This is a genomic window from Enterobacter sp., from assembly GCF_977039595.1.
Genome location: NZ_CDRQYH010000001.1, coordinates 1 through 23,386, shown reverse-complemented (window position 1 = coordinate 23,386; position 23,386 = coordinate 1). Strand labels below are relative to the sequence as shown.

21 protein-coding genes and 1 pseudogene are annotated in these 23,386 nt (G+C 54.5%); 18 read left to right on the top strand and 4 right to left on the bottom strand.

Annotated features, from left to right (window positions below; all coding sequences use genetic code 11):
- Positions 1 to 110 precede the first annotated feature (110 nt).
- The 15 genes from ispU to tilS all read left to right on the top strand — a co-directional run bounded on the left by ispU (position 111) and on the right by tilS (position 18,816).
- A complete protein-coding gene (gene ispU, locus ACWYRJ_RS00110; protein ID WP_024907522.1) occupies positions 111 to 869 on the top strand; it encodes a (2E,6E)-farnesyl-diphosphate-specific ditrans,polycis-undecaprenyl-diphosphate synthase in 759 nt (252 codons plus the stop codon).
- A 12-nt stretch (positions 870 to 881) separates the two neighbouring features.
- The gene (cdsA, locus tag ACWYRJ_RS00105; RefSeq protein WP_455507221.1) at positions 882 to 1,739 is read left to right on the top strand and encodes a phosphatidate cytidylyltransferase; all 858 of its coding nucleotides are present in this window, start codon (positions 882 to 884) and stop codon (positions 1,737 to 1,739) included.
- 11 nt (positions 1,740 to 1,750) lie between these two features.
- Entirely contained in the window at positions 1,751 to 3,103 is a 1,353-nt protein-coding gene (rseP, locus tag ACWYRJ_RS00100) for a sigma E protease regulator RseP (protein WP_111963994.1), read from the top strand.
- 29 nt (positions 3,104 to 3,132) lie between these two features.
- Positions 3,133 to 5,550, top strand: a complete 2,418-nt coding sequence (gene bamA, locus ACWYRJ_RS00095) for an outer membrane protein assembly factor BamA (RefSeq protein WP_111963993.1) — start codon at positions 3,133 to 3,135, stop codon at positions 5,548 to 5,550.
- Between the two features lie 122 nt (positions 5,551 to 5,672).
- Positions 5,673 to 6,167 (top strand): molecular chaperone Skp, encoded by a 495-nt coding sequence (gene skp / locus ACWYRJ_RS00090; RefSeq protein WP_045907838.1) that lies wholly within the window; start codon positions 5,673 to 5,675, stop codon positions 6,165 to 6,167.
- A gap of 3 nt (positions 6,168 to 6,170) precedes the next feature.
- Positions 6,171 to 7,196, top strand: a complete 1,026-nt coding sequence (gene lpxD, locus ACWYRJ_RS00085; protein ID WP_111963991.1) for a UDP-3-O-(3-hydroxymyristoyl)glucosamine N-acyltransferase — start codon at positions 6,171 to 6,173, stop codon at positions 7,194 to 7,196.
- 102 nt (positions 7,197 to 7,298) lie between these two features.
- Entirely contained in the window at positions 7,299 to 7,754 is a 456-nt protein-coding gene (gene fabZ / locus ACWYRJ_RS00080; RefSeq protein ID WP_010426706.1) for a 3-hydroxyacyl-ACP dehydratase FabZ, read from the top strand.
- A 3-nt stretch (positions 7,755 to 7,757) separates the two neighbouring features.
- Positions 7,758 to 8,546 carry an acyl-ACP--UDP-N-acetylglucosamine O-acyltransferase gene (lpxA, locus tag ACWYRJ_RS00075; RefSeq protein WP_023310462.1) on the top strand — a complete coding sequence of 263 codons (789 nt, stop codon included), beginning with the start codon at positions 7,758 to 7,760 and terminating at the stop codon, positions 8,544 to 8,546.
- Positions 8,546 to 9,694 (top strand): lipid-A-disaccharide synthase, encoded by a 1,149-nt coding sequence (gene lpxB, locus ACWYRJ_RS00070; protein WP_455507220.1) that lies wholly within the window; start codon positions 8,546 to 8,548, stop codon positions 9,692 to 9,694. Before lpxA ends, lpxB begins: the two co-directional genes overlap by 1 nt.
- Positions 9,691 to 10,287, top strand: coding sequence for a ribonuclease HII (rnhB, locus tag ACWYRJ_RS00065; protein WP_008501897.1), 597 nt, complete (start codon positions 9,691 to 9,693; stop codon positions 10,285 to 10,287). Before lpxB ends, rnhB begins: the two co-directional genes overlap by 4 nt.
- Positions 10,288 to 10,325: 38 nt before the next feature.
- Entirely contained in the window at positions 10,326 to 13,808 is a 3,483-nt protein-coding gene (gene dnaE, locus ACWYRJ_RS00060) for a DNA polymerase III subunit alpha (protein WP_455507219.1), read from the top strand.
- 12 nt (positions 13,809 to 13,820) lie between these two features.
- Positions 13,821 to 14,780 (top strand): acetyl-CoA carboxylase carboxyl transferase subunit alpha, encoded by a 960-nt coding sequence (gene accA, locus ACWYRJ_RS00055; RefSeq protein WP_111963988.1) that lies wholly within the window; start codon positions 13,821 to 13,823, stop codon positions 14,778 to 14,780.
- Between the two features lie 100 nt (positions 14,781 to 14,880).
- Complete coding sequence (locus tag ACWYRJ_RS00050) at positions 14,881 to 17,013, top strand: lysine decarboxylase LdcC (RefSeq protein WP_455507218.1); 2,133 nt, start codon at positions 14,881 to 14,883, stop codon at positions 17,011 to 17,013.
- A gap of 65 nt (positions 17,014 to 17,078) precedes the next feature.
- A complete protein-coding gene (locus ACWYRJ_RS00045; protein WP_023334583.1) occupies positions 17,079 to 17,468 on the top strand; it encodes a VOC family protein in 390 nt (129 codons plus the stop codon).
- A gap of 58 nt (positions 17,469 to 17,526) precedes the next feature.
- Entirely contained in the window at positions 17,527 to 18,816 is a 1,290-nt protein-coding gene (gene tilS / locus ACWYRJ_RS00040) for a tRNA lysidine(34) synthetase TilS (RefSeq protein ID WP_455507217.1), read from the top strand.
- A gap of 28 nt (positions 18,817 to 18,844) precedes the next feature.
- Here tilS and rof read toward each other — a convergent pair whose 3' ends face one another.
- Both rof and ACWYRJ_RS00030 read right to left on the bottom strand, forming a co-directional pair.
- The gene (gene rof / locus ACWYRJ_RS00035; RefSeq protein WP_008501890.1) at positions 18,845 to 19,105 is read right to left on the bottom strand and encodes a Rho-binding antiterminator; all 261 of its coding nucleotides are present in this window, start codon (positions 19,103 to 19,105) and stop codon (positions 18,845 to 18,847) included.
- Positions 19,092 to 19,292, bottom strand: a complete 201-nt coding sequence (locus ACWYRJ_RS00030) for a YaeP family protein (protein WP_008501889.1) — start codon at positions 19,290 to 19,292, stop codon at positions 19,092 to 19,094. Before ACWYRJ_RS00030 ends, rof begins: the two co-directional genes overlap by 14 nt.
- Positions 19,293 to 19,488: 196 nt before the next feature.
- Here ACWYRJ_RS00030 and ACWYRJ_RS00025 point away from each other — a divergent pair, with 196 nt between their 5' ends.
- Genes ACWYRJ_RS00025 through nlpE form a run of 3 tightly spaced genes read left to right on the top strand, consistent with a single transcriptional unit; the run spans position 19,489 to position 21,186 of the window.
- Positions 19,489 to 20,034 (top strand): YaeQ family protein, encoded by a 546-nt coding sequence (locus ACWYRJ_RS00025; protein WP_023310470.1) that lies wholly within the window; start codon positions 19,489 to 19,491, stop codon positions 20,032 to 20,034.
- Positions 20,031 to 20,453, top strand: coding sequence for an alternative ribosome rescue aminoacyl-tRNA hydrolase ArfB (arfB, locus tag ACWYRJ_RS00020; protein WP_032649720.1), 423 nt, complete (start codon positions 20,031 to 20,033; stop codon positions 20,451 to 20,453). The genes ACWYRJ_RS00025 and arfB overlap by 4 nt, the downstream gene beginning before the upstream one ends.
- A gap of 34 nt (positions 20,454 to 20,487) precedes the next feature.
- Positions 20,488 to 21,186: an envelope stress response activation lipoprotein NlpE gene (gene nlpE / locus ACWYRJ_RS00015; RefSeq protein ID WP_111963985.1), complete on the top strand. Its 699-nt coding sequence runs from the start codon at positions 20,488 to 20,490 to the stop codon at positions 21,184 to 21,186.
- A 48-nt stretch (positions 21,187 to 21,234) separates the two neighbouring features.
- Here the strand turns inward: nlpE and proS are convergent, their stop codons facing one another.
- Positions 21,235 to 22,953, bottom strand: coding sequence for a proline--tRNA ligase (gene proS / locus ACWYRJ_RS00010; protein WP_111963984.1), 1,719 nt, complete (start codon positions 22,951 to 22,953; stop codon positions 21,235 to 21,237).
- A 112-nt stretch (positions 22,954 to 23,065) separates the two neighbouring features.
- Positions 23,066 to 23,386, bottom strand: a pseudogene (locus ACWYRJ_RS00005) (tRNA (N6-threonylcarbamoyladenosine(37)-N6)-methyltransferase TrmO); the annotation flags it as partial.

Below are 23,386 nucleotides of genomic sequence, written 5' to 3'. Positions count from 1 at the left end.
TATTTGACTTAATGTGGTCAGGTGAGCCGTGGTTTGACACGGCTTTTTTATGTATAGGCTTCAGTATTCCTGAGTACCGTTAAATCCTTTTCAGGGACAAAAAACGCGTTATGTTGTCTGCGAATCAACCAATAAGCGAAAATTTGCCAGCTCATGGCTGCCGTCATGTAGCAATCATTATGGATGGCAATGGCCGCTGGGCGAAAAGACAAGGGAAGATACGAGCCTTTGGGCATAAAGCGGGGGCGAAATCCGTTCGCCGCGCCGTTTCTTTTGCCGCCAACAACGGCATTGATGCGTTAACGCTCTATGCTTTTAGCAGTGAAAACTGGAATCGGCCTCTGCAGGAAGTGACTGCGTTGATGGAATTGTTTGTGTGGGCGCTAGACAGCGAAGTAAAAAGCCTGCACCGCCACAACGTCCGCCTGCGTATCATTGGCGATACCAGTCGTTTTAACTCACGTTTGCAGGAACGGATTCGTAAAGCAGAAGCGCTGACGGAAAATAATACCGGTCTTACGCTGAATATTGCGGCGAATTACGGCGGACGCTGGGATATTATCCAGGGCGTTCGGCATCTAGCCGAACAGGTTCAGGAAGGGCTGTTGAGACCCGACCAAATTGATGAAGAGGCGCTGAGCAAGCAAATCTGCATGAATGAACAGGCTCCCGTGGATTTGGTAATTAGGACAGGGGGGGAACATCGCATAAGTAACTTTTTGATATGGCAAATTGCCTATGCCGAACTTTACTTTACGGATGTTCTTTGGCCCGATTTTGATGAACAAGACTTTGAAGGTGCGCTGCATGCCTTTGCCAATCGAGAGCGTCGTTTCGGCGGCACCGAGCCTGGTGGCGACAAAGCCTGATGGGGGTAGCTTTTGCTGAAGTATCGCCTGATTTCCGCTTTTGTATTAATACCCATTGTCATTGCGGCGCTGTTTTTACTGCCCCCGGTGGGATTCGCTATTGTCACGCTGGTGGTGTGTATGCTCGCCGCGTGGGAATGGGGACAGTTTAGCGGCTTTACCTCGCGCACTCAGCGAGTATGGCTTGCGGTACTTTGTGGCTTTATCCTGGCCATAATGCTGTTTACGTTGCCTGAATATCACCATGATATTCATCAGCCACTGGTTGCCGGTTCCTTGTGGATATCGTTGGCCTGGTGGGTTGCCGCGCTGTTGCTGGTTCTTTTTTATCCAGGTTCTGCGGCATTATGGCGTAATTCAAAGGTGCTGCCACTGATTTTTGGTTTGCTCACAATTATTCCTTTTTTCTGGGGTATGGTTGCGCTGCGAGCCTGGCACTACGACGAAAACCACTACAGCGGTGCGATCTGGCTGCTTTATGTAATGATTCTGGTCTGGGGTGCTGACTCCGGGGCCTATATGTTTGGTAAACTGTTTGGCAAACATAAGCTGGCACCGAAGGTTTCTCCGGGCAAAACCTGGCAAGGATTCATCGGCGGCCTGTTTACGGCAGCGATCATCTCCTGGGGCTACGGCGTCTGGGCGAATCTTGAAGTGGCACCGTCAATACTGCTGGTGTGCTCGATTTTTGCTGCGCTTGCCTCCGTGCTCGGTGATTTGACCGAAAGTATGTTTAAGCGCGAAGCAGGGATTAAGGATAGCGGACACCTGATTCCAGGGCATGGCGGTATACTGGATCGCATTGATAGCCTGACAGCGGCTGTTCCAGTGTTTGCGTGTTTGCTTTTACTGGTATTCGGGACGATTTAACGGAAGGTTTTATGCTGAGCATTCTCTGGAATCTGGCGGCGTTCATTGTTGCACTGGGTGTACTGATTACCGTGCATGAATTTGGCCATTTCTGGGTTGCTCGCCGCTGTGGCGTGCGCGTAGAGCGGTTTTCCATCGGTTTTGGTAAATCACTCTGGACGCGCACAGATCGTCATGGCACAGAGTTTGTCATCGCCCTTATTCCGCTGGGCGGCTACGTCAAAATGCTCGACGAACGCGTCGAGCCTGTCGCTCCTGAGCTGCGACACAGCGCATTCAACAATAAAACCGTTGGACAACGCGCCGCCATCATTGCTGCCGGACCGGTAGCCAACTTCATCTTTGCGATTTTTGCGTACTGGCTGGTGTTTATCATCGGCGTCCCTGGCGTACGTCCTGTAGTGGGTGAAATTGCCCCCAACTCCATCGCGGCGAGTGCGCAAATTACATCCGGGATGGAACTTAAAGCGATTGATGGCATCGAAACCCCTGATTGGGATGCCGTGCGACTGCAGCTGGTAGCCAAAATTGGCGATCCGCAGACCACCATCAGCGTATCGCCGTTTGGTTCTGATACGCGTCAGGACAAAGTACTTGATTTACGCCACTGGCGTTTCGAGCCAGACAAAGAGGATCCCGTCGCTGCGCTGGGCATTCGTCCGCGCGGCCCGCAGATCGAGCCGGTATTAGCCGAAGTACAGGCAAATTCGGCAGCGAGCAAAGCGGGTTTGCAAGCGGGCGACAGGATCGTTAAAGTCGATGGTCAACCATTAACAGAGTGGATGACCTTTGTTACTCTGGTGCGCGATAATCCGGGAACGTCTCTCGCGCTGGAAGTTGAAAGGCAGGGTAGTCCGCTTTCGCTGACGCTGATTCCGGATACGAAGTCGGTCGGCAAAAAGGCAGAAGGGTTTGCAGGCGTTGTGCCAAAAGTGATCCCGCTGCCAGATGAGTACAAGACAATACGCCAGTATGGGCCGTTCAGCGCCATCCTTGAAGCCACGGATAAAACATGGCAACTGATGAAGCTGACGGTCAACATGTTGGGGAAATTGATAACCGGTGATGTGAAACTGAACAACCTCAGTGGGCCAATTTCGATTGCTCAGGGGGCTGGGATGTCAGCGGAATTCGGGGTGATTTACTATCTCATGTTCCTCGCGCTCATTAGCGTGAACCTTGGGATAATCAACCTGTTCCCGCTTCCCGTTTTAGACGGGGGTCATCTGCTGTTTTTAGCGATTGAAAAGCTAAAAGGCGGACCGGTATCCGAGCGAGTTCAAGACTTTAGTTATCGCATTGGCTCGATTCTGCTGGTGCTGTTAATGGGGCTTGCACTTTTCAATGATTTCTCTCGGTTGTAAGAGAGTGTTAGGAAGAACGCATAATAACGATGGCGATGAAAAAGTTGCTCATAGCGTCGCTGCTGTTTAGCAGCGCCACCGTATACGGTGCTGACGGGTTCGTAGTGAAAGACATTCATTTCGAAGGCCTCCAGCGTGTCGCCGTTGGTGCGGCCCTCCTCAGTATGCCTGTACGCCCCGGCGATACGGTTAATGATGATGATATCAGTAACACCATCCGTGCTCTGTTTGCCACCGGCAACTTTGAGGACGTTCGCGTCCTGCGCGATGGTGATACGCTGCTGGTACAGGTAAAAGAACGTCCAACGATCGCCAGTATCACTTTCTCCGGTAACAAGTCGGTGAAAGATGACATGCTCAAGCAAAACCTTGAAGCATCGGGTGTTCGTGTGGGTGAATCTCTGGACCGCACAACCCTTTCAGACATTGAAAAAGGTCTGGAAGACTTCTACTACAGCGTCGGTAAATACAGTGCCAGCGTGAAAGCGGTTGTCACTCCGCTGCCACGTAACCGTGTTGACCTGAAGCTGGTCTTCCAGGAAGGTGTTTCTGCGAAGATCCAGCAGATCAACATTGTCGGCAACCATGCGTTCAGCACCGACGAACTGATCTCCACCTTCCAGCTGCGCGATGAAGTGCCATGGTGGAACGTGGTAGGCGATCGCAAATATCAGAAACAGAAACTGGCGGGCGACCTTGAAACCCTGCGCAGCTACTATCTCGATCGTGGCTATGCGCGTTTCAACATCGACTCGACTCAGGTCAGTCTGACTCCGGACAAGAAAGGCATCTACATCACGGTTAACATCACCGAAGGCGAGCAGTACAAGCTTTCTGGTGTTGAAGTGAGTGGTAATCTGGCGGGGCATTCTGCCGAAATCGAATCGCTGACCAAAATTCAGCCAGGCGACCTGTATAGCGGTTCCAAGGTAACCAAAATGGAAGACAGCATCAAGAAGCTGCTCGGCCGCTATGGTTATGCCTATCCGCGCGTACAGACTCAGCCTGAAATCAATGATGCGGATAAAACCGTTAAGCTGCATGTGAATGTTGATGCGGGCAACCGTTTCTACGTGCGTAAGATCCGCTTCGTCGGTAACGACACCTCCAAAGATTCCGTTCTGCGTCGCGAAATGCGTCAGATGGAAGGCGCATGGTTGGGTAGCGACCTCGTTGATCAGGGTAAAGAGCGTCTGAACCGTCTGGGTTATTTTGAAACGGTGGATACCGATACCCAGCGCGTACCGGGCAGCCCGGATCAGGTTGATGTCGTTTATAAAGTGAAAGAGCGCAACACCGGTAGCTTCAACTTCGGTGTGGGCTACGGTACTGAAAGCGGCGTCAGCTTCCAGGTCGGCGTGCAGCAGGATAACTGGCTGGGTACAGGTTACTCTGTCGGTATTAACGGCACCAAAAACGACTACCAGACCTACTCCGAGTTCTCTGTAACTAACCCATACTTCACCGTTGACGGTGTGAGCCTGGGCGGTCGTATTTTCTATAACGACTTTAAAGCAGACGACGCGGATCTGTCTTCTTACACCAACAAGAGTTACGGTGTAGACGGTACGCTTGGCTTCCCGGTTAACGAATACAACACCCTGCGTGCGGGCTTAGGTTACGTGCATAACGACCTGTCCAACATGCAACCTCAGGTGGCGATGTGGCGTTATCTGGACTCTATCGGCCAGTCAACCAGCAAAACTGGTCATGACAATGGCTTCGCGGCGGATGACTTCACCTTTAACTACGGTTGGACCTATAACCGTCTCGACCGCGGCTACTTCCCAACGGAAGGTTCTCGCGTCAACCTGAACGGTAAAGTTACAGTTCCGGGTTCCGATAACGAGTTCTATAAGGTCACGCTTGATACCGCATCCTACTTCCCGATCGATGACGATCATAAGTGGGTGGTTCTGGGTCGTACCCGTTGGGGCTATGGCGATGGTCTGGGTGGCAAAGAACTGCCGTTCTATGAAAACTTCTATGCGGGTGGCTCCAGCACCGTTCGTGGTTTCCAGTCCAACAACATTGGTCCGAAAGCGGTTTACTACGGCGGGAACGACAAAGATAACTGTAATAAGTCTTCCTCTTCCGAAGTCTGTAGCTCTGATGACGCGGTGGGCGGTAACGCCATGGCCGTTGCCAGCCTGGAGTTCATCACGCCAACGCCGTTTATCAGTGATAAATACGCGAACTCGGTCCGTACGTCCTTCTTCTGGGATGCAGGTACCGTGTGGGATACCAACTGGCAGAATACTGCCCAGATGCGCGCAGAGGGCGTTCCAGACTACAGCGATCCGAGCAATATTCGCATGTCTGCCGGTATCGCATTACAATGGATGTCACCGCTGGGGCCGTTGGTCTTCTCTTACGCCCAGCCGTTTAAGAAATACGATGGAGACAAAGCGGAGCAATTCCAGTTTAACATTGGTAAAACCTGGTAATAATCCGCTGCAAAGGAATGCGTTGGCAGTGTAGCGCTGACAACTGGCGATCGGTAACACGGTCGCCTTGCCACGCAAAGAACGGTACCTTCTGGTGCCAATGGGATGGTAAGGAGTTAATTGTGAAAAAGTGGTTATTAGCTGCAGGTCTCGGTTTAGCGATGGCAACTTCTGCTCAGGCAGCAGACAAAATTGCAATCGTCAACATGGGTAATTTGTTCCAGCAGGTTGCACAGAAAACAGGTGTTTCTGCGACTCTGGAAAACGAATTCAAAGGCCGTGCAAGCGAACTGCAGGGTATGGAAAACGATCTTCAGTCCAAAATGCAGCGTCTGCAGCGTGATGGTTCTACCATGAAAGCAAGCGACCGCAGCAAGCTGGAAAAAGACGTAATGGCTCAGCGCCAGACGTTCTCCCAGAAAGCGCAGGCTTTCGAGCAGGATCGTCAGCGTCGTTCTAACGAAGAACGCGGCAAGCTGGTGACTCGCATTCAGACCGCTGTTAAAGCAGTGGCTGCCGATCAGAGCATCGATCTGGTTGTTGATGCGAACGCCGTTGCTTTCAACAGCAAAGATGTTAAAGACATCACTGCTGATGTTCTGAAACAGGTTAAATAAGTAATGCCTTCAATTCGACTGGCTGATTTAGCTCAGCAGTTGGATGCAGAATTACACGGTGATGGCGATATCGTCATCACCGCTGTTGCGTCCATGCAATCTGCTAAAGCTGGCACGATTACCTTCATGGTAAGCCCTAAGTACCGTGAGCAACTGGCTCAATGCCAGGCGTCAGCTGTTGTACTGACGCAGGACGATCTTCCATTTGCCACTGTAAGCGCACTGGTAGTGAAAAACCCCTACCTGACGTATGCACGCATGGCTCAAATTCTCGATACCACGCCGCAGCCGGCCCAGAACATTGCTGCCAGTGCAGCGATTGATGCGACGGCCCGGCTTGGTAACAACGTCGCCGTTGGCGCGAATGCGGTTATCGAATCCGGCGTTGTGCTGGGCGATAACGTCGTCATTGGCCCTGGTTGCTTCGTTGGGAAAAATACGAAAATCGGCGCCGGAACCCGTTTATGGGCCAACGTGTCCGTTTATCATGACGTTGAAATTGGCGAAAATTGCCTCGTCCAGTCCAGCACCGTGATTGGTTCAGATGGCTTTGGTTACGCTAACGATCGCGGTAACTGGGTTAAGATCCCGCAGCTTGGTCGCGTTATTATTGGCGATCGCGTAGAGATCGGCGCCTGTACCACCATTGACCGTGGCGCGCTTGACGACACGATCATTGGCAATGGTGTTATCATCGATAACCAGTGCCAGATTGCGCATAACGTTGTGATTGGCGACAATACCGCGGTTGCGGGTGGCGTCATCATGGCAGGCAGCCTGAAAATTGGCCGTTATTGCATGATTGGCGGCGCGAGCGTGATTAATGGCCATATGGAAATATGCGACAAGGTCACTGTGACGGGAATGGGCATGGTAATGCGTCCTATCACTGAACCTGGCGTCTATTCCTCGGGCATTCCGCTACAACCCAACAAGGTATGGCGTAAAACAGCAGCTCTGGTGATGAACATTGATGATATGAACAAGCGCCTCAAGTCTCTTGAGCGTAAGATCGATCAACAAGATTAAGCGTCATCCGTTTAACGCTATTTTTCCCGGCCTGTCGGCTTTCTAATAAACCGGCAGGCCGTGTTATTATTGTTATCAGTACATTTTGACAGGAAGAGTATTTTGACTACTGACACTCATACTCTGCATATTGAAGAGATTTTAGAACTTCTGCCGCACCGCTACCCGTTTCTGCTGGTAGACCGTGTGCTGGATTTTGAAGAAGGTCGTTTTCTGCGCGCAGTGAAAAATGTTTCCGTGAACGAGCCGTTCTTCCAGGGGCACTTCCCTGGTAAGCCTATCTTCCCGGGTGTGTTGATTCTGGAAGCGATGGCTCAGGCTACCGGTATTCTGGCGTTTAAAAGCGTCGGTAAACTGGAGCCAGGTGAGCTGTATTACTTCGCGGGTATTGATGAAGCGCGCTTTAAGCGCCCTGTCGTGCCTGGTGATCAGATGATCATGGAAGTCACTTTTGAAAAAACGCGTCGTGGCCTGACTCGCTTCAAAGGCGTAGCGCTGGTTGACGGCAAAGTTGTTTGCGAAGCGACGATGATGTGTGCTCGTAGCCGGGAGTCCTGATACGTGATTGATAAATCGGCCTTTATTCATCCTACCGCTATTGTGGAAACCGGTGCCATCATTGGCGCTAACGTCCATATTGGCCCGTTTTGTATTGTTGGACCCCATGTCGAAATTGGTGAGGGTACAGTACTGAAATCTCACGTTGTCGTGAACGGTCACACGACCATTGGCTGCAATAACGAGATCTATCAGTTCGCTTCCATCGGCGAAGTTAACCAGGATCTGAAATATGCTGGTGAGTCGACCCGACTGGAAATTGGCGATCGTAACCGTATTCGCGAAAGCGTCACCATTCATCGTGGAACAGTACAGGGTGGTGGGTTGACGAAGGTGGGCAGCGATAACCTGTTTATGGTTAATGCGCATATTGCGCACGACTGTACCGTAGGTGACCGCTGTATTCTTGCCAACAACGCAACGCTGGCAGGACACGTATCGGTTGATGACTTCGCAATTATTGGCGGCATGACCGCAGTCCATCAGTTCTGCATCATTGGTGCGCACGTGATGGTTGGCGGATGCTCCGGTGTGGCGCAGGACGTCCCACCGTATGTGATTGCGCAGGGCAACCATGCCACGCCGTTTGGCGTGAACATCGAAGGCCTCAAGCGTCGTGGTTTTAGTCGCGAAGCGATTACTGCCATCCGCAACGCGTACAAACTGCTGTACCGTAGCGGTAAAACGCTGGAAGAGGCGAAGCCGGAAATTGCCGAGCTGGCGAATAAGCACCCGGAAGTGAACGCGTTCATGGAATTCTTTGACCGTTCCACAAGGGGTCTGATTCGTTAATGGTCGACAGTCGTCCGCTTACGATAGCCCTGGTCGCCGGAGAAACCTCCGGCGATATTCTTGGTGCCGGTCTCATCCGCGCGCTTAAGGCGCGTGTACCCAATGCTCGTTTTGTCGGCGTTGCTGGCCCGCTAATGCAGGCCGAAGGCTGTGAAGCCTGGTATGAAATGGAAGAGCTCGCCGTGATGGGCATCGTTGAGGTGCTGGGGCGGCTACGCCGTTTGCTGCACATTCGCGCCGATCTCACCCGTCGTTTTACCGAACTCAAACCCGATGTGTTTGTTGGTATCGATGCGCCTGATTTCAATATTACCCTCGAAGGGAATCTGAAAAAGCAGGGTATCAAAACGATTCACTACGTCAGTCCGTCCGTCTGGGCGTGGCGACAGAAACGCGTTTTCAAAATCGGACGATCCACCAACCTGGTGCTGGCTTTTCTGCCTTTCGAAAAAGCGTTTTACGACAGATTTAATGTTCCGTGCCGTTTTATCGGTCATACCATGGCTGATGCGATGCCCTTGGATCCGGATAAAAACGCGGCGCGCGACGCGCTGGGCATCCCGCATGATGTGCACTGTCTGGCACTGCTGCCAGGCAGTCGTGGCGCAGAAGTTGAGATGCTGAGCGCCGATTTCCTCAAAACAGCGCAAATTCTTCGCCAGACCTGGCCGGATCTTGAAGTGGTTGTTCCCCTGGTGAATGCCAAACGCCGCGAGCAGTTTGAGCGTATCAAAGCGGAAGTCGCCCCGGATCTACACGTCCGTCTTCTGGACGGCAAAGGGCGGGAAGCGATGTATGCGAGCGATGCCGCGCTGCTGGCCTCCGGCACGGCGGCGCTGGAATGCATGCTGGCGAAATGCCCGATGGTGGTCGGTTATCGCATGAAGCCGTTCACTTTCTGGCTGGCAAAGCGTCTGGTGAAAACGGATTATGTCTCCCTGCCGAACCTGCTTGCCGGGCGCGAGCTGGTGAAAGAGTTGCTGCAGGATGAGTGCCAGCCGCAGGCGCTTGCCGATGCGCTGCTGCCGCTGCTCGCCAACGGCAAGACCAGCCACCAGATGCACGATACCTTCCGCGAACTGCATCAACTGATCCGCTGTAATGCTGATGAGCAAGCGGCCGATGCGGTGCTGGAGTTAGCAAAATGATGGAATTTGTTTATCCTCACACCCATCTTGTGGCGGGCGTGGACGAAGTGGGTCGTGGTCCGTTAGTCGGGGCAGTGGTGACCGCTGCGGTGATCCTCGATCCGGCTCGGCCGATCGTCGGGCTGAACGACTCTAAAAAATTGTCTGAAAAGCGCCGGCTGGCGCTGTTTAGTGAGATTCAGGAGAAGGCGCTGGCCTGGAGCCTGGGGCGCGCTGAACCGCATGAAATAGATGAACTGAATATTTTGCACGCCACGATGCTGGCGATGCAGCGTGCGGTAGCGGGCCTGAAAATTTCCCCGGAATATGTCCTGATTGACGGCAACCGCTGTCCGGCATTGCCCATGCCTTCAATGGCGGTAGTCAAAGGCGATAGCCGGGTCGCAGAAATTAGCGCAGCTTCTATTATTGCCAAAGTGACGCGCGACGCTGAAATGGCCGCGCTGGACCTCACTTACCCTCAGTACGGTTTCGCCCAGCACAAGGGGTATCCCACACCTTTCCACCTGGAGAGGCTGGCTGAACATGGCGCAACCGAACACCACCGGCGCAGTTTCGGCCCGGTGAAACGCGCGCTGGGACGGGTGTCCTGAATCAATACGCAAGCAATTAAGTAACGCGGAATCTGAAGATGGCTGAACCACGTTTCGTACACCTGCGGGTGCATAGCGACTACTCCATGATCGATGGGCTGGCGAAGACCGGGCCGCTGGTAAAAAAGGCGGCCTCCCTTGGCATGCCTGCGCTGGCGATCACCGATTTTACCAACCTGTGTGGCCTGGTGAAGTTCTACGGAACAGCGCACGGCGCGGGGATAAAGCCCATCGTCGGCGCGGATTTCCACGTGCAGAGCGACCTCATCGGGGATGAACTGACGCAAATCTCCGTGCTGGCGATGAACAACACGGGTTACCAAAACCTCACGCTGCTTATCTCAAAAGCCTATCAGCGCGGATATGGTGCGCTGGGCCCGTGGATCGACCGCGACTGGCTGGCCGAGCTCAACGAAGGGCTGCTGCTGATCTCCGGTGGCCGTATGGGTGACGTCGGCAAATCACTGCTGCGCGGTAACAGCGCGCTGGTGGATCAATGCGTCTCGTTCTACGAAGAGTATTTCCCGGATCGTTATTATCTGGAGTTGATCCGCACCGGTCGCCAGGACGAAGAGAGCTATCTTCATGCGGCGGTCGCACTTGCGGAAGAACGCGGTCTGCCCGTCGTCGCGACAAACGATGTACGCTTTCTCGAACCGGGAGATTTTGACGCGCACGAAATTCGCGTGGCGATCCACGATGGCTTTACGCTCGACGATCCGAAGCGGCCGCGTAATTACTCCGCTCAACAGTACATGCGCAGCGAGGAGGAGATGTGTGAACTCTTCTCCGATATTCCCGAAGCGCTGGAAAACAGCGTAGAGGTCGCCAAGCGCTGCAACGTTACCGTCCGCCTCGGTGAATACTTCCTGCCGCAGTTCCCGACGGGTGACATGACAACGGAAGATTTCCTGGTCGCGAAATCAAAAGAAGGTCTGGAAGAGCGTCTGGAATTCCTGTTCCCGGATGAAGAAGAGCGTAAAAAGCGTCGTCCTGAGTATGACGAACGCCTGGACATTGAACTCCAGGTGATCAACCAGATGGGCTTCCCGGGCTACTTCCTGATCGTTATGGAGTTTATCCAGTGGTCGAAAGATAACGGCGTGCCGGTCGGGCCAGGGCGTGGCTCCGGTGCAGGTTCGCTGGTGGCGTATGCGCTGAAAATTACCGACCTCGATCCGCTGGAATTCGACCTGCTGTTCGAACGTTTCCTCAACCCGGAACGTGTCTCGATGCCCGACTTCGACGTCGACTTCTGCATGGAGAAACGCGACCAGGTGATTGAGCACGTGGCCGATATGTACGGCCGTGACGCGGTATCGCAGATCATTACCTTCGGTACGATGGCGGCAAAAGCGGTTATCCGCGACGTGGGCCGCGTGCTGGGCCACCCGTACGGGTTTGTCGATCGCATTTCTAAGCTGGTGCCGCCCGATCCGGGCATGACGCTGGCAAAAGCGTTTGAAGCCGAGCCGCAGCTGCCTGAAATCTACGAGGCGGACGAAGAGGTCAAAGCGCTGATCGACATGGCGCGCAAGCTTGAAGGCGTCACGCGTAACGCCGGTAAGCATGCGGGGGGCGTTGTTATTGCGCCGACCAAAATTACCGACTTCGCGCCGCTCTACTGCGATGAAGCCGGTGAGCATCCGGTTACTCAGTTTGATAAGAACGACGTGGAATACGCCGGGCTGGTGAAGTTTGACTTCCTCGGCCTGCGTACGCTGACGATCATCGACTGGGCGCTGAAGATGATCAACCCGCGCCGGGAAAAGCAGGGTCTTGAGCCGATAGACATTGCCGCCATCCCGCTGGATGACAAGAAAAGTTTCGACATGCTGCAGCGCTCGGAGACGACAGCCGTCTTCCAGCTTGAATCCCGCGGCATGAAAGATCTGATTAAACGTCTGCAGCCTGACTGCTTCGAAGATATGATCGCACTGGTCGCCCTGTTCCGTCCGGGCCCACTGCAGTCAGGGATGGTAGATAACTTTATCGACCGTAAGCACGGTCGCGAAGAGATTTCTTACCCGGACGTTCAGTGGCAGCACGAAAGCCTGAAGCCGGTACTGGAACCAACATACGGCATAATCCTGTACCAGGAACAGGTCATGCAGATTGCCCAGGTGCTTTCCGGCTATACCCTCGGCGGCGCGGACATGCTGCGTCGTGCGATGGGTAAGAAAAAGCCGGAAGAGATGGCCAAGCAGCGCTCCATTTTTGAAGATGGGGCGAAGAAAAACGGCGTTGACGGCGAGCTGGCGATGAAAATCTTCGACCTGGTGGAGAAATTCGCCGGGTACGGATTTAACAAATCTCACTCCGCCGCCTATGCTTTGGTGTCGTATCAAACGCTGTGGCTGAAGGCGCACTATCCTGCTGAATTTATGGCGGCGGTAATGACCGCCGATATGGATAACACCGAGAAGGTGGTTGGCCTGGTGGACGAGTGCTGGCGCATGGGACTCAAGATCCTGCCGCCGGATATTAACTCAGGGCTCTACCACTTCCACGTCAACGATGACGGAGAGATCGTTTACGGGATCGGCGCGATCAAAGGCGTAGGCGAAGGTCCGATCGAGGCGATCATCGAAGCGCGCAACAACGGCGGGTATTTCCGCGAACTGTTCGATCTTTGCGCCCGTACCGATACCAAAAAACTGAACCGTCGCGTGCTGGAAAAACTGATCATGTCCGGCGCGTTTGACAGGCTGGGGCCGCACCGCGCCGCGCTGATGAATTCCCTCGGCGACGCCCTGAAAGCGGCGGATCAGCACGCAAAAGCGGAAGCCATTGGTCAGGCGGATATGTTCGGTGTGCTGGCGGAAGAGCCAGAGCAGATCGAGCAATCCTATTCCAACTGCCAACCGTGGCCAGAACAGGTGGTACTGGATGGGGAGCGTGAAACGTTAGGCTTGTACCTGACGGGACACCCGATCAACCAGTACATTAAAGAAATTGAGCGCTATGTCGGCGGCCACAGGCTTAAAGACATGCATCCGACAGAACGTGGTAAAATCACCACGGCTGCGGGGCTCGTGATTGCTGCAAGGGTTATGGTCACCAAGCGCGGCAATCGTATCGGCATCTGTACGTTGGATGACCGTTCCGGGCGTCTGGAGGTGATGCTGTTCACCGACGCGTTGGATAAATACCAGCAATTGCTGGAAAAAGACCGCATACTTATCGTCAGCGGACAGGTCAGCTTTGATGACTTCAGTGGGGGGCTTAAAATGACCGCCCGCGAAGTGATGGACATTGACGAAGCCCGGGAAAAATATGCTCGCGGGCTTGCTATCTCGCTGACGGACAGGCAAATTGATGACCAGCTTTTAAACCGACTCCGTCAGTCTCTGGAACCCCACCGCTCGGGGACAATTCCAGTACATCTCTACTATCAGAGGGCGGATGCACGTGCGCGGTTGCGCTTTGGTGCAACGTGGCGTGTCTCTCCGAGCGATCGTTTACTGAACGATCTCCGTGGCCTCATTGGTTCGGAGCAGGTGGAACTGGAGTTTGACTAATACAGGAATACTATGAGTCTGAATTTCCTTGATTTCGAACAGCCGATTGCTGAGCTGGAAGCGAAAATCGATTCTCTGACAGCGGTAAGCCGTCAGGATGAAAAACTGGATATTAACATCGACGAAGAAGTGCATCGTCTGCGCGAGAAAAGCGTAGAGCTGACGCGCAAAATCTTTGCCGATCTTGGCGCATGGCAGGTGGCCCAGCTGGCTCGCCATCCACAGCGTCCGTACACCCTGGATTATGTCCGCCTGGCGTTTGACGAATTTGACGAACTGGCAGGCGATCGCGCATACGCTGACGACAAAGCTATCGTTGGCGGTATCGCGCGTCTGGACGGACGCCCGGTGATGATCATTGGTCATCAGAAGGGTCGTGAAACCAAAGAGAAAATCCGTCGTAACTTCGGTATGCCAGCACCAGAAGGCTACCGTAAAGCCCTGCGTCTGATGGAGATGGCTGAGCGTTTCAACATGCCAATCATCACCTTCATCGACACCCCGGGTGCATACCCTGGCGTGGGCGCGGAAGAGCGCGGTCAGTCTGAAGCCATCGCGCGCAACCTGCGCGAGATGTCTCGTCTGAAGGTGCCGGTCATCTGTACCGTTATCGGTGAAGGTGGCTCCGGCGGTGCGCTGGCAATTGGCGTGGGCGATAAAGTGAATATGCTGCAGTACAGTACCTATTCCGTTATCTCCCCGGAAGGCTGTGCATCCATTCTGTGGAAAAGCGCCGACAAAGCGCCGCTGGCTGCAGAAGCAATGGGCATCATTGCGCCACGCCTGAAAGAGCTGAAGCTGATCGATTCCATCATCCCGGAACCGCTGGGTGGTGCACATCGTAAGCCGGAAGTGATGGCAGCGTCTCTGAAAGCGCAGCTGCTGGCAGACCTGGCGGACCTGGACGTGCTGAGCACAGAAGATCTGCTCAACCGCCGTTACCAGCGCCTGATGACCTACGGTTACGCGTAAGCTTCACAATTATCTGAAAAGCCGCACACTGTTGCGGCTTTTTTTATACCTGCGGTTTAGCCGGGCTATGCTTAGCTAATGTTTTTAAAGGAGGAAGCCCATGAATATCATTGCCATTATGGGGCCACACGGCGTCTTTTATAAAGATGAGCCGATTAAGGAGCTGGAGCAAGCCCTGCAGTCGCGTGGGTATCAGCTAATCTGGCCGCACAACAGCGCCGACCTGCTGAAGTTCATCGAGCACAACCCGCGTATCTGCGGCGTGATCTTCGACTGGGACGAATATGATCTCGAACTGTGCAGCGACATCAACAAGCTGAACGAATACCTCCCGCTGTACGCATTTATTAATACTCACTCAACCATGGACGTCAGCGCCAATGATATGCGTATGGCGCTGTGGTTTTTTGAATATTCCCTCGGCGTGGCGGATGATATTGCGACCCGAATTCAGCAATACACGAATGAATATCTTGATAACATCACTCCGCCGTTTACCCGCGCGCTCTTCACCTACGTGAAGGAGGGGAAATATACCTTCTGTACGCCAGGCCATATGGCGGGGACGGCCTACCAAAAAAGCCCGGTGGGCTGCCTGTTCTATGATTTCTTTGGTGGCAACACGCTGAAAGCGGACGTGTCAATTTCGGTCACCGAATTAGGCTCTCTGCTGGATCACACCGGCCCTCATCTGGAAGCCGAAGAGTATATCGCCCGCACCTTTGGGGCCGAGCAGAGCTATATGGTGACCAACGGCACCTCAACCTCGAACAAAATCGTCGGAATGTATGCCGCGCCTGCGGGGAGTACCCTGCTGATTGACCGTAACTGCCATAAGTCGCTGGCGCACCTGCTGATGATGAGCGACGTTGTACCGCTCTGGCTGTCGCCCACGCGTAACGCGCTCGGTATTCTTGGCTGCATTCCGCGACGGGAGTTCACGCATGAAGTCATTGAAAGCAAGGTCGCGGCAGTGCCCGGCGCAGGCTGGCCTGTCCATGCGGTCATCACCAACTCGACCTACGACGGTCTGCTGTACAACACGAACTGGATCAAAAAGACGCTGGATGTGCCGTCGATCCACTTCGATTCCGCGTGGGTACCGTACACCAATTTCCACCCGATTTACGCGGGTAAAAGCGGCATGAGCGGCGAGCGCGTGCCGGGCAAAGTATTCTTCGAAACGCAGTCGACGCACAAAATGCTGGCCGCGTTTTCCCAGGCTTCGCTTATTCACATTAAAGGCGAGTACGACGAAGAGACCTTTAACGAAGCCTTTATGATGCATACCACCACCTCGCCGAGCTATCCGCTGGTGGCGTCTATCGAAACGGCCGCGGCGATGCTGCGCGGCAACCCGGGTAAACGTCTCATCAACCGTTCGGTGGAGCGCGCGCTGCATTTCCGTAAAGAGGTGCAGCGGCTGAAAGATGAAGCCGACGGCTGGTTCTTTGATATCTGGCAGCCGGAAGAGATTGATGAGGCAGAATGCTGGCCCGTCTCGCCCGGCGAAGACTGGCATGGCTTCCGGGATGCCGATAGCGACCATATGTTCCTCGACCCGGTAAAAGTGACGATCCTGACGCCGGGCATGGACGAGCAGGGCAGGATGAGCGATGAAGGTATTCCGGCCGCGCTGGTCGCGAAATTCCTTGATGAACGTGGCGTGGTGGTGGAGAAAACCGGTCCCTATAACCTGCTGTTCCTGTTCAGCATCGGGATCGACAAAACCCGGGCGATGGGATTGCTGCGCGGGCTGATGGAGTTTAAGCGAGCCTACGATCTCAACCTGCGGGTGAAGAACATGCTGCCGGATCTCTATGCGGAGGATCCTGACTTCTACCGTAATATGCGCATTCAGGATCTGGCCCAGGGGATCCACAGGCTGATCCGTCAGCACGATCTACCGCGTCTGATGCTTCAGGCGTTCGATGTCTTACCGGAGATGAAGTTTACCCCGCACAAGGCATGGCAGCGCCAGGTGAAAGGGGAGGTCGAAACCGTTGAGCTGGAAAACCTGGTCGGGCGCGTATCGGCGAACATGATCCTGCCCTACCCGCCGGGCGTACCGCTCCTGATGCCGGGAGAGATGATTACCGAAGAGAGTCGGGCCGTGCTCGATTTCCTGCTGATGCTCTGTTCGGTAGGGCGTCACTATCCCGGTTTTGAGACGGATATCCACGGTGCGAAGCGCGACGAAAACGGCGTTTACTGGGTGCGAGTCCTAAAATAAGGGTGACCGCTTGCATGGTGCGGGTTTTCGGTTGTAACGTTCAGGGATCATAAAAAGGAGAAGCTATGCTGGGTTTAAAAGCTGTTCATCATATTGCGATCATTGCGACCGATTACGCGAAAAGTAAGGCCTTCTACTGCGACATCCTTGGCTTTACGCTTATGAGTGAGGCCTACCGCGAGGAGCGTGACTCCTGGAAGGGCGACCTGGCGTTAAACGGGCAGTATGTGATTGAACTGTTCTCTTTTCCTTTTCCTCCTGCTCGTCCGTCCCGCCCGGAAGCCTGCGGCCTGCGCCATCTTGCCTTCAGCGTCGATGACCTGGATAGCGCAGTTAAGCATCTGGAAGCACACGGCGTGACGTGCGAAGCGATTCGCGTCGATCCGTTCACCGACAAGCGCTTTACCTTTTTCAACGACCCGGACGGCCTGCCGCTGGAGCTTTATCAGCAGTAATGTTCGTCCTGTGTGATAATGCCCGCTCAGTTCGGGCATTTTTTATGTGTAATTCCCTATGACCTTACCCGCTATCGCACAAGTCGTTTCACCGTACCGCCAGCTGCTGGTGGGGTTTAGCGGTGGCCTGGATTCCACCGTTCTGCTCCATCGCCTTAAGCGCTGGCGCGATCGGGAACCTGACGTCCAGCTCCGGGCGATGCATATTCATCACGGATTAAGTCCTCACGCAGAGGAGTGGGTGGCGCACTGCGAAGCCTTGTGTGCGGCCTGGGCGATCCCGCTCATCGTTGAACGCGTCATGCTTGCGGAGGAAGGGCTGGGCATCGAGGCGCAGGCACGTAAAGCCCGCTATGCCGCGTTTGCCGGGGCATTACGTACCGGAGAAGCGCTGGTCACGGCCCAGCACCTGGACGATCAGTGTGAAACCTTTCTACTTGCGCTTAAGCGGGGCAGCGGGCCAGCGGGGCTTTCTGCCATGCCGGCGCGTTCTGACTTTGCCGGTACAACGTTACTGCGTCCTCTGCTTGGCGAGACGCGCGCCTCGCTTGAAGCCTGGGCGCGAGAATATCAGCTGAACTGGATTGAAGATGAGAGCAACCGGGATGACGGCTATGACCGCAACTTCCTTCGTCTGCGCGTCCTTCCGCTTTTAAGCGAGCGCTGGCCGCATTTCGCCGACGCGACGGCAAGAAGCGCCATGCTGTGCGCCGAACAGGAGTCGTTGCTGGACGAGCTGTTGAGCGGCGAGCTGGCTGGGCTGATTTCTGCCGACGGAGGGCTGGCGATCGCCCCGATGCAAGCGATGAGCCCGGTACGTCGCGCCGCGCTGTTACGCCGCTGGCTGGCCTCTCATCATGCGGCAATGCCATCGCGGGCGATGCTGAGCCGTATCTGGGACGAAGTTGCCATGGCGCGGGATGATGCTTCCCCGTGCGTCCACCTGAATGGTTTTGACGTTAGACGCTATAAAGGGGAACTCTGGTGGATAAAGTCCATGCCCTCGCTGACTGATGTAGTGCTCGACTGGCTTTCTCCTGACGCACCGCTGGTATTGCCCGGTGAGGCAGGACGCGTTTCTCTCCTGTCGTCTGGTCATGTGCGGCTGCCGAAGCCCGGTGAACCGGTCACCGTGCGCTTCAAGGCTGGCGGCGTGCTGCATATTGTCGGGCGCAACGGGGGACGCAAGCTGAAGAAAATCTGGCAGGAGTGCAACGTGCCGCCGTGGCTGCGCGACACCACGCCGCTGCTGTTCTATGGTGAAACGTTGATTGCTGCGGCAGGGGTTTTCATTACGGAAGAGGGTTGGACAGAAGAGGGTGTCCGTTTTGAGTGGCAGAAAGCGTAACGGGCAGCCAGGCTGCCCGTTAGTGTCATCAGGATTCGCTCACCACGACGGTGCCGATTTGCGGGTGGCTGAAGCTGGCTATTTTGTCCAGGCGCAGCTCACGCGTCGCACCGGCATCTTCCACTATCAGGTATTCCACATTCTTGCGTGAAACCAGATCGCTGGCTTTTGCCTTCAACACTTCGCCATCTTTTAGCTCCAGCGTCAGTAATAAATGATGCTGGCAGGCGAGTTCGAGGTTGTCATAGTCATCACAATTGATGGGTTGATAAGTATCATTCATCGACATAATCGCTCACCAGTAAATTCGCCGCAGCATATGCAGCTTTTTCCCTGACCGACTCTGAAAGGCTCTCATCAGAGGCCACTTCATTAAGCACTTTCAATACACAGCCCAACGCGTCCGGGACATACCCCAGATCTCCGCTGGCGATTTCCGCATACCGTTTGCGAATTAACTCACAATAATTATTCACATCCCCTCCCGCCAGCGCACTGACTTACTGTGAGATATCATTAAGCCTACGAAGATAAACTCGGTTTAGCAAGGTGACTATACCATACTCATTTAAGCAATATCAGCGCCTTGATAGCGGTGTATTTATCACCCCATAACAGCCTTTTGCCGCGGTTTTCGCTACAATGAGTGCCTGATTCGAATGGAGTTCTCTCATGGCGCTGAAAGCGACAATTTATAAAGCAGTGGTCAATGTGGCCGATCTTGATCGCAACCAGTTCCTCGACGCGTCGCTTACGCTGGCACGCCATCCCTCCGAAACCCAGGAGCGCATGATGCTGCGCCTGCTGGCGTGGATTAAGTACGCCGACGAGCGTCTGCAGTTTACCCGTGGGTTAAGCGCAGAAGACGAGCCTGAAGCCTGGCTGCGCAACGATCATCTGGGTATCGACTTGTGGATCGAACTCGGCCTGCCTGACGAGCGCAGAATTAAGAAGGCCTGCACCCAGTCCGCTGAAGTGGCTTTATTCGCGTATAATCAGCGCGCTGCGGAGATTTGGTGGCAGCAGAACAAGAGCAAGTGCGGACAGTTTAAAAATCTCACGGTCTGGTATCTGGATGATGAGCAGCTGGCTCAGCTGAGCGAGTTTGCCAGCCGGACCATGGTGTTGCAGGCAACGATTCAGGATGGTGCCATCTGGCTCTCTGATTCTCAGAATAATCTGGAAATTCATTTGACGGCGTGGCAACCGGCCTCATGATCGTCTTGTCCCGAAACGTCAGCATTCCTGACAACGAGCTGGAGATCACCGCCATCCGTGCTCAGGGGGCCGGTGGGCAGCACGTCAACAAGGCGTCGACGGCTATCCATTTGCGTTTTGACATTCGGGCCTCGAGCCTGCCAGAGTATTATAAAGAAAGCCTGCTTGCTGCCAGTCATCACCTGATCACCAGCGATGGTGTGATTGTGATCAAAGCCCAGGAGTACCGCAGCCAGGAGCTCAACCGGGAAGCGGCGATAGCCAGGTTGGTGGCGGTCATCAAAGAATTAACGGCAGTACAAAAAAGCCGCCGGGCAACGCGGCCAACCCGCGCATCGAAAGAGCGTCGGCTGTCCTCGAAGGCCCAAAAATCCACAGTGAAAGCACTACGCGGTAAAGTTCGTCGCCCAACAGAGTGACGAAAGGGAACACAATTTTCATAAGGAATTCATTGTGAAAAAAGCATTATGGTCAGCGCTGGCAGTGAGCACGCTGTTTGCGCTTTTCGGGTGTAACAACCGCTCCGAAACGCAGGTGTTACAACCCACGCAAACGGAAGAGTTAAAACCAATGCAGCAGAGCTGGCGCGGCGTATTGCCTTGCGCAGACTGCGAAGGCATTGAGACGTCTCTGTTCCTGCAAAAAGACGGCACCTGGGTAATGAACCAGCGCTATCAGGGCGCTAAAGAACCCTCGTCATTTGCAACTTACGGAACATGGGCGCGTACGGCTGAGAAGCTGGTTCTGACGGATACCTCCGGTGAGAAAACCTTTTTCCGCGCCAAAGGCGAGGGGATGGAGATGCTTGACCGCGAAGGCAACCCGATTGAATCCCAGTTCAACTACACGCTTGCGCCGGTAAAAGCGGCTCTGCCTGCCACGCCTATGGCAATGCGGGGGATGTACTTCTATATGGCGGATGCGGCGATCTTTACCGACTGCGCAACCGGCAGGAAGGTTAGCGTGGCAAACAATGCGCAGCTTGAACGTGATTACGCCGTAGCACGCGGTAATGACAGCAAGCCGGTATTGCTGACGGTTGACGGTCACTTTACGCTTGAACCAAACCCGGATAGCGGAGAGATGGTGAAAACGCTGGTGGCGGATAAAGGCGCGAAATTTATTGCGGGCAAAGACTGTAACAGTAAATAAGCTGACGTAGCACCATTAAAAAACCCCGCCTGAGCGGGGTTTTTTTGTTTAGCCTTTAATGGCTTTCACCAGGTAATCAAGGATGTCGCCGGTCTTGATCATCTGTTTTTCGCCGCTGCGACGGTATTTGTATTCAATCTCATCGCTGTCGAGGTTACGGTCGCCGATAACGACGGTGTGTGGGATGCCGATCAGTTCCATATCGGCGAACATCACGCCCGGACGCTCTTTACGGTCATCCATCAGCACTTCGATGCCCTGAGCGCGCAGCTCGGCATACAGCTTCTCGGCCAGCTCCTGCACGCGGTAAGACTTGTGCATGTTCATTGGCAGAATGGCGACCTGGAACGGCGCGATATTGTCCGGCCAGACGATGCCGCGCTCGTCGTAGTTCTGCTCAATCGCCGCAGCCACCACGCGCGTCACCCCGATACCGTAGCAACCCATGGTCAGGATCTGGTTACGGCCATCTTCGCCCTGAACGGCGGCGTTCAGCGCACGAGAGTATTTATCGCCCAGCTGGAAGATGTGACCGACCTCGATGCCGCGCTTAATCATCAGGGTACCCTGGCCGTCCGGGCTTGGATCGCCTGCGACCACGTTACGGATGTCAGCCACTTCCGGCGTCGCCACGTCGCGATCCCAGTTGATGCCGAAGTAGTGTTTACCGTCGATGTTCGCACCAGCGGAGAAGTCGCTCATCGCGGCTACCGTGCGGTCAATAACAACAGGCACCGGCAGATTGACTGGACCCAGTGAACCTGGACCCGCATTGACCACGGCGCGGATTTCCGCTTCCGTGGCGAACGTCAGCGGGCTGGCTACCTGCGGCAGCTTCTCGGCTTTCACTTCGTTCAGCTCATGATCGCCACGCACCAGCAGGGCAACCAGCGGGTAAGCGCTGCCTTCGGTGGATTTCACCAGCAGCGTTTTCACGGTTTTTTCGATCGGCAGATTGAACTGCTCAACCAGCTCAGCGATGGTTTTCGCGTTTGGCGTATCAACCAGCGTCATCTCTTGCGTTGCCGCAGCACGCGGTTCTTTTGGTGCCAGCGCTTCTGCAAATTCGATGTTCGCCGCGTAGTCTGAAGAGTCAGAGAAGATCACATCGTCTTCACCGCTCTGCGCCAGTACCTGGAACTCATGGGATGCGCTACCGCCGATGGAGCCGGTATCAGCCTGCACAGCACGGAAATCCAGACCCATGCGGGAGAAGATTTTGCTGTATGCCGCGTACATTGCGTCGTAAGTCTCTTGCAGTGATTCCTGAGAGGTATGGAAAGAGTAGGCATCTTTCATCAGGAATTCGCGAGAGCGCATGACGCCGAAACGCGGGCGAACTTCGTCACGGAACTTGGTCTGGATCTGGAAGAAGTTCAGCGGCAGCTGTTTGTAAGAGCTCAGCTCATTACGAATCAGGTCGGTAATAACTTCTTCATGCGTTGGGCCGAGAACGAACGGACGCTCGCCGCGATCGACGAAGCGCAGCAGTTCAGGACCATATTGTTCCCAACGGCCACTCTCCTGCCACAGGTCAGCGGGCTGAACCACAGGCATGGACACCTCGATAGCACCGGCGTTGTTCATCTCTTCACGCACGATGTTTTCGACTTTTTTCAGGACGCGCACGCCGGTCGGCAGCCAGGTATATAACCCGGAGGCCAGCTTGCGGATCATCCCGGCGCGCAGCATCAGCTGATGGCTGATCACTTCGGCGTCGGCAGGCGTCTCCTTCAGAGTGGAGAGCAGATATTGGCTAGTACGCATGTTGTTACGGTTCCATTTCGACGATTGGAACAGGCTGAAACACCAGCCTGACACAAAAAAAGTGGTTTAGTTTACCAGTGTGGTAAAGATGCCAAAAGAGAGGAGAACAAAATTACCTGGGTTCAAGGGCAAACACTTCAAAACCTGCCCCGGTGACGCGCCAGCGAACGTTAAAATCCATCAGCCAGACGGCGTACGTTTTTCCTGCTTCCTCTTCTTTACGGTAGGCCGGGCGCGGGTCCTGTGCCAGAACTTCGGTGATGAAATCCCGTAAGCGAGGATAGCGTTTCTCCAGCTGACCGAGCTGTGCGGTTATCTCAGGCGTAAAATACACCGGCATGTCCGCCTGTGGTGCGTCCTGAGCATAACTTGCACGAGCGTTCGGGAGCGCTTCGGCGAAGGGCAAATAGGGCTTGATGTCGATAACCGGCGT

Coding starts and splice junctions, on each gene's coding strand:
- ispU (WP_024907522.1), top strand. CDS start 111: ATGTTGTCTGCGAATCAACCAATAAGCGAAAATTTGCCAGCTCATGGC.
- rseP (WP_111963994.1), top strand. CDS start 1,751: ATGCTGAGCATTCTCTGGAATCTGGCGGCGTTCATTGTTGCACTGGGT.
- bamA (WP_111963993.1), top strand. CDS start 3,133: ATGGCGATGAAAAAGTTGCTCATAGCGTCGCTGCTGTTTAGCAGCGCC.
- lpxD (WP_111963991.1), top strand. CDS start 6,171: ATGCCTTCAATTCGACTGGCTGATTTAGCTCAGCAGTTGGATGCAGAA.
- lpxB (WP_455507220.1), top strand. CDS start 8,546: ATGGTCGACAGTCGTCCGCTTACGATAGCCCTGGTCGCCGGAGAAACC.
- rnhB (WP_008501897.1), top strand. CDS start 9,691: ATGATGGAATTTGTTTATCCTCACACCCATCTTGTGGCGGGCGTGGAC.
- dnaE (WP_455507219.1), top strand. CDS start 10,326: ATGGCTGAACCACGTTTCGTACACCTGCGGGTGCATAGCGACTACTCC.
- accA (WP_111963988.1), top strand. CDS start 13,821: ATGAGTCTGAATTTCCTTGATTTCGAACAGCCGATTGCTGAGCTGGAA.
- ACWYRJ_RS00050 (WP_455507218.1), top strand. CDS start 14,881: ATGAATATCATTGCCATTATGGGGCCACACGGCGTCTTTTATAAAGAT.
- ACWYRJ_RS00045 (WP_023334583.1), top strand. CDS start 17,079: ATGCTGGGTTTAAAAGCTGTTCATCATATTGCGATCATTGCGACCGAT.
- tilS (WP_455507217.1), top strand. CDS start 17,527: ATGACCTTACCCGCTATCGCACAAGTCGTTTCACCGTACCGCCAGCTG.
- rof (WP_008501890.1), bottom strand. CDS start 19,105: ATGTCGATGAATGATACTTATCAACCCATCAATTGTGATGACTATGAC.
- ACWYRJ_RS00025 (WP_023310470.1), top strand. CDS start 19,489: ATGGCGCTGAAAGCGACAATTTATAAAGCAGTGGTCAATGTGGCCGAT.
- arfB (WP_032649720.1), top strand. CDS start 20,031: ATGATCGTCTTGTCCCGAAACGTCAGCATTCCTGACAACGAGCTGGAG.
- proS (WP_111963984.1), bottom strand. CDS start 22,953: ATGCGTACTAGCCAATATCTGCTCTCCACTCTGAAGGAGACGCCTGCC.